Origin of the sequence: Stenotrophomonas sepilia (assembly GCF_003244875.1) — a bacterium.
GTDB classification, from domain to species: Bacteria; Pseudomonadota; Gammaproteobacteria; order Xanthomonadales; family Xanthomonadaceae; genus Stenotrophomonas; species Stenotrophomonas sepilia.
Window position 1 is genome coordinate 1 of record NZ_LXXZ01000060.1, and the last position, 5524, is coordinate 5524.

7 protein-coding genes are annotated in these 5524 nt (G+C 67.9%); 6 read left to right on the plus strand and 1 reads right to left on the minus strand.

Going from position 1 to position 5524, the window contains the following annotated elements; translation table 11 throughout:
* From tolA to A7X97_RS12520, 3 genes are all read left to right on the plus strand, one after another.
* A partial coding sequence (gene tolA, locus A7X97_RS22265) for a cell envelope integrity protein TolA (protein WP_111008002.1) occupies window positions 1-511 on the plus strand: 511 nt, incomplete at its 5' end.
* 43 nt (window positions 512-554) lie between these two features.
* Window positions 555-2300, plus strand: coding sequence for a putative porin (locus tag A7X97_RS12515; RefSeq protein ID WP_072168828.1), 1746 nt, complete (start codon window positions 555-557; stop codon window positions 2298-2300).
* 97 nt (window positions 2301-2397) lie between these two features.
* Window positions 2398-2727, plus strand: a complete 330-nt coding sequence (locus A7X97_RS12520; RefSeq protein WP_088496241.1) for a hypothetical protein — start codon at window positions 2398-2400, stop codon at window positions 2725-2727.
* A 63-nt stretch (window positions 2728-2790) separates the two neighbouring features.
* Here the strand turns inward: A7X97_RS12520 and A7X97_RS12525 are convergent, their stop codons facing one another.
* Entirely contained in the window at window positions 2791-3189 is a 399-nt protein-coding gene (locus A7X97_RS12525; RefSeq protein ID WP_111008000.1) for an OsmC family protein, read from the minus strand.
* Between the two features lie 321 nt (window positions 3190-3510).
* On the opposite strand from A7X97_RS12525, the gene A7X97_RS12535 reads away from it, so the two are divergent.
* The 3 genes from A7X97_RS12535 to A7X97_RS12545 form a co-directional block, all read left to right on the plus strand.
* Window positions 3511-4014, plus strand: a complete 504-nt coding sequence (locus A7X97_RS12535; RefSeq protein ID WP_065177682.1) for an RNA polymerase sigma factor — start codon at window positions 3511-3513, stop codon at window positions 4012-4014.
* A gap of 82 nt (window positions 4015-4096) precedes the next feature.
* Entirely contained in the window at window positions 4097-5053 is a 957-nt protein-coding gene (locus A7X97_RS12540; protein ID WP_111008001.1) for a FecR family protein, read from the plus strand.
* A 182-nt stretch (window positions 5054-5235) separates the two neighbouring features.
* Window positions 5236-5524 (plus strand): STN domain-containing protein (locus tag A7X97_RS12545; protein ID WP_218958787.1); only part of this gene is annotated, 289 nt, incomplete at its 3' end.

Below are 5524 nucleotides of genomic sequence, written 5' to 3' on the forward strand. Positions count from 1 at the left end.
GCCACCCCCGCCGCCGCCGGAGAAACCGCCGGAACCGGAAACGCCGCCGGAAGAGGCGATGCCCGAACCGGAGCCGCTGGATCAGCCGACGCCGGCCGAAGAGCCGACGCCGACCCCGGACAACAGCGATCCGGTGACGATGAATGCCGACGCGCAGGCCGGTGGCGACAACTTCGGCATCCAGTCCGGTAGTGGTGGCGGTTCGTCCGGTGTCGGTCGTGGCGGTGCCGGCAATGCCACCTATGGGCGCTACCTCGGCTACCTGATGCAGCAGGCGATCTCGCGCGACGACAAGGTCAAGCGCCTGGCGTTCCAGTTGCAGGTGAATGTGTGGCTGGCCAGCGATGGTCGCCTGGAAAAGGTCGAGCTGGTGCGTGGCAGTGGCAACGAGGAGGCCGACGCGGCCGTGCTCGATGCACTGCGTCGCATCGGCAAGGTCGACCAGGCACCGCCGCCGTCGCTTGATTTCCCCGCCCGCGTCCTGATCCAGGGCCGCCGGCCCGGGGCCTGATTCCTCGAACTCCGTGATTTCCCTTCATTCGATGAGAACCGTGATGAACGACCACGTCCGCGCACGAACCGATTCCCGCCGCCCGCGGCCGGCCCGACGGGCGCTGCTGTGCTGCGCCGTGCTGCTCAGCCTGGCCGCCCCGGCCGGTGCGATGGCCGCCGAAACCACCATGGTCAAGCTGATCAAGGGCTTGATCGCCAGTGGTGCGCTGAAGCCCGAAGACGGCCAGGCATTGCTGGTGCAGGCGCAGGCCGAAGCAGCGGCGTTGCAGCACACCGCGGCCGCCGGGACACCGGCCGCCAGTGGTGGCGTGGCCCTGGAGCCCGGTGACGTGCGCGTGCCTTACGTACCGCAGAGCGTGCGCGACGGCATTCGTGACGAGGTGCGCCAGGAGGTGATGACGCAGGCCAGGTCCGAGGGCTGGGCGGCGCCGAACGAAGTGGCTGAGTGGACCAAGCGCATCAAGGTCACCGGTGACATGCGCGTGCGCAGCGAGTCGCGCTTCTTCTCCGAACGCAACAGCGACATCGTCAGCAACTGGTCGTCGATCAATTCCGGCAACGGCTTCGACACCAACACCAACACCAACCTGCAGCTGCCGCCGCTGCTGAACACCCGCCAGGACCGCCGTAACCTGTGGCGCATCCGTGCGCGCCTGGGCATCGAGGCAACCATCGGCCAGCACACCACGGCCGGCGTGCGCCTGGCCAGCGGCAGCAGCAATGGCCCGGTGTCGACCACCGAGCAGCTGGGTGGCGGCCTGAGCAAGAAGGACGTGTGGCTGGACCAGGCTTGGCTGGCCTACAGCCCGGCGGACTGGGTGACGGTGCGCGGTGGCCGCTTCGGCAATCCGTTCTGGACCAGCGACACGCTGTTCTCCAACGACATCAACTTCGATGGCCTGGCTGCGAACCTGAAGTATGACTTCGATGACGGCGACCTCGATCTGTTCGGCAACCTCGCGGTGGTGCCGCTGGAGTACACCTCCGACAGCTCGCCGAGCCAGAGCCGGGTCAAGACTCCGAACGAGAACAAGTGGCTGTCCGGTGCGCAGGTCGGCGTGAACTGGCGTTTCAACGATGACAACGCGCTGCGCGCGGCGCTGGGTTACTACGACTTCAAGAACATCAGCGGCCGCCTGTCCTCGCCGTGCGCGCTGTACGCAGGCGCGGTCGGCTGCGACACCGACTGGTCGCGCCCGGCCTTCATGCAGAAGGGCAACACCCTGATGCTGATCCGCGACATCGCACGCAACCCGCTGGATCCAGCCAACACGCCCACCCCGCAGTACGTCGGCCTGGCCTCGGCATTCCGCCTGGCCACGCTGAACCTGCGCTGGGATACGCAGCTGGCCCAGGGCATCGGCCTGCGCCTGGACGGCGACTACATCCGCAACCTGGCCTACGACAAGCAGGCGATGTTCAGCCGCGCCAACAACGGCATCGTCAACAACTACGGCGCCGGAGGTACCGCCAGCATCGACACCTTCCGCAGCGGCGACACCGCCTGGATGGTGCAGGCCACCTTCGGTGCCACCGACCTGAAGGAGAAGGGCCAGTGGCAGGCGCTGCTGGGCTACAAGCGCATCGAGGCCGATGCGCTGCCGGACGCCTACAACGACCCGAACTTCCACCTCGGAGGCACCAATGCCCGCGGCTACTACGTGGGCGGCGCCTACGCGCTGGACGCGCGCAGCTGGATCAGCGGCAAGTGGATGGCGGCCAAGGAAGTGTCCGGTGCTCCACTGTCGATCGACGTGTTCCAGCTGGAGTTCAATACCGGGTTCTGAGTGACGGCGTGATGTGGATCACGTAGTGCGTGGCGGGGGTGCAGCGATGCGCCCGTCTAGGGAAAGGAGACCACGCGCTGCACATAAGGAGGAGTGGATGAGCCGTCGCAAGCTGTTCGAAAGTTCCGAACCGTCCAGCCGATCGCTGGGCGTCGGCCCGGCCTATGTCTCGGTGGAGGGGCTGCGCCAGCACCTGGCGGAGTTCCTGCTGTATGCGGGCCGGCCGGTGGTGATCATGCGCGGGCGCAGCGAAGTGGGTTACTTCCTGCCAGCGCGCTGCTGGCGCCAGCGTGACGATGATCCGCTGGCGGCCGCCGCCGCCGACCAGCTGCTGGACGCGGCCGGGTTCCAGGCCGAGGATATCCAGCAGGTAGAGCAGGAATTCAACGCGATGCGCCAGCGCACCGTACTGCATTCACGGCGCTGAGCCTTTTGCAGAGCCGGGCATGGGCTTGGCTCTACAGTAGATCCACGCCATGCGTGGATGGGGTTACGCAGCACCCCCGCGCTCACTGGTGATGCGTGCACCCTCGCGCATCACCAGGGTCACCGGGGTCTTCTCCACCACCTGCAGCAACCGCTGCCACTGCGCATCACTCAGCTCGGCGCTGGCATGCAGCACGCGGTGCACGTTGAAACGTCCATCCTCGTCACGTTCCGAGCGCAGCTCGGCATGGAACTCGCCCAGCTCCCAGCCCTTGCGCTGCGCATACATGCGCAGGGTGATGGCGGTACACGCCGCCAGCGAGGCCAGGTACAGGTCGAACGGTGCGAAGCCCTTGCCCTGGCCGCCCAGCGAGGCGGGCTCGTCCGCGTCCACATCGAAGCTGCCGTTGCTGATGTGGTGCAGATAGTTGTCGGCGGTCGAAACAATGCGTGCGTAGGCCATCACGTTCTCCATCTGTCTGTGGCGTCGAGCCAGGCTCGACTGCGCCAAAAAGGGCGGCCCCAGCCAGGACCGGGGCCGCCACCCCATCACTCGGTACGATCGTACGAGAACTGGATGCCCGCGGTACCACCGGTTGCGATGAAGAGGTTCATGAAATCCGGGACCGTTGCCGAGCGGGCCCAGTCGCGCTGCAGTTCGCAGAGCACCTGCCATGCGTGGATGAACGAGCCCGCGGCTTGCCGCCCACGGCCGCGCAGCCCACAATCCACGTCCGGACCGTCGCCATCACGCCCATCATTCCCCGGTCCGGTCTTGGCACCTATGTCTCCCAATGCCCTGGCGCTGGTCGAGCTGCTGATCCGCGAGCGCCGCGCGTTGTCCCGCTTCATCGCACGCTATCTCGACCCGGCCAGTACCGAGGACACCCTGCAGAACCTGTACCTGAAGGCCAGCAGCGTGCCCGGCGATCCGCCCATCCTGGAGCCGCGCGGTTATCTGTACCGGATGGCCTACCATCACGCGCTCAACCGCAGCCAGGCCGACGCGCGCGAGCGGCGAGCGATGGCCGAGTACGCCGTCGACATGGGCGATGCAGGGCATGATGGCGAGGCGCAGGCGCTGGACCAGGCGCAGCTGCGCGAGATCACCCAGACCATCCTCGCCCTGCCGGCCCAGGTGCGCGAGTGCTTCGTGCTCAACCGCTACCTGGGCCTGAGCGAGCGCGAAATCGCCGCGCGCCTGGGAATCTCCAAGAGCCTGGTCGGCAAGCATGTGCTGCGCGCAGCGCTGCTGATCCAACAACAGCAGCAGGGAATGCGTCGATGAGTGGCGATTACCGTGGGCAGATCGCGCCCGCCGTTGTCACAACAGGAAAGCGCACCCGTTCGTGGTGCGGCAGGCCACAATCATGACCACCTCCGAACCCTCGCCGCGTCAGGCCAGGCAGGCGTTGCGCTGGGTGATACTGCGCAGTGCAGGCCCGCTGCCGGAACGCCAGCAACGAGCCCTGCAGCGCTGGCTGCAGGCCGATCCCCGCCACGCGCGGGCCTGGCGCCAGCAGCAGGCCTTCTGGCAGCGGTTGGACGCTGCCGGGCCCGAGGTGCTGGCCGCGCTGCCCGAGCTGACCGCAGATCGGCAGGGGCTGCGCCCGATCGCACCGCGCCGCCGTCTGCGCTGGCTGCTCGCCAGTGTTGCGGCCGCAGTGCTGATGGTCGCGGCCACTCCGCACGCGTTGCTGCTGGCGCGCAGCGATGTGCGCAGCAGCGATGCGCCGCGCGTGGTGCGGCTGGACGACGGCAGCACGGCGGTACTCGATGCCGGCACCGCACTGGCATTCACGTTCGATGGCCAGCAGCGGCGCGTGCAGCTGCTGCGCGGGCAGGCCTGGTTCCAGGTGGCGCATGAGCAGCGACCGTTCCAGGTCGAGGCCGGCGGTGGCCAGATCCGCGATATCGGTACGGCGTTCAGCGTGTCGATGCAGGGCGCCACCATCACCACCGACGTCAGCGAGGGCGTGGTCGATGTGCGCCCGGGCGATGGCAGCGTGCAGCGCCTGCGCGCCGGGCAGGTGCGCGCGTTCCGTGACGGGCGCTGGTTGCAGCCGCTTCGGCAGGCCGCGCCGGAGGCGATGGCGCCGTGGCGCCGTGGTGAGGTGGTGATCGACGGTCTGCCTGCCGCGCAGGCCATCGCCGATCTCGGCCGCTACCGGCGTGCCCCGGTCTGGGTGGTGGGCGGGCAGGGCACACGCGTGCGGGTCAGTGGCCTGTTCCATCTGCAGCAGCCGGACACGGCCATCGACGCCGTGGCCGCGCAGGCGGGACTGCGGGTGCAGCGCTTGCCCGGTGGTGCGTTGCTGGTGTGGTGAAGCGCCCGCGGAGCACGCATGAACCGGCTGCATGAAAAAACATGAAAAAACCGTGGGCAGTCGTGGTACCCCGCTGTCTATAGAGGTATAGCCAGAGCGAAACCGCGTTTCTTCTCAAGCCAGACACACCACCGGGCACCGGACGTGCCCGTGGTCCCGCCCCGCTTGAGGAGTTCCTTTCCATGCCGTCCACGGCATCCGCCTGTCATCGTCGCGCTACCGTCCTGGCCCTGGCCATCTCCACCGCATTGCTGCCGCGGGCCTGGGTGCCGGTGGTGCAGGCGCAAGCCACAGTGGCCGCACCGCTGCGCACTTACGCCATTCCGGAACAACCGTTGGCCGATGCCGTGCGCAGCTTTGGCCGCCAGGCCGATGTGCAGGTGGTGTTCCGCAGTGACCTGGTAGAGGGCCGTCGATCCAGCGCGGTGAGCGGCGAGTACAGCCAGATGCAGGCCCTGCAGCAGCTGCTGC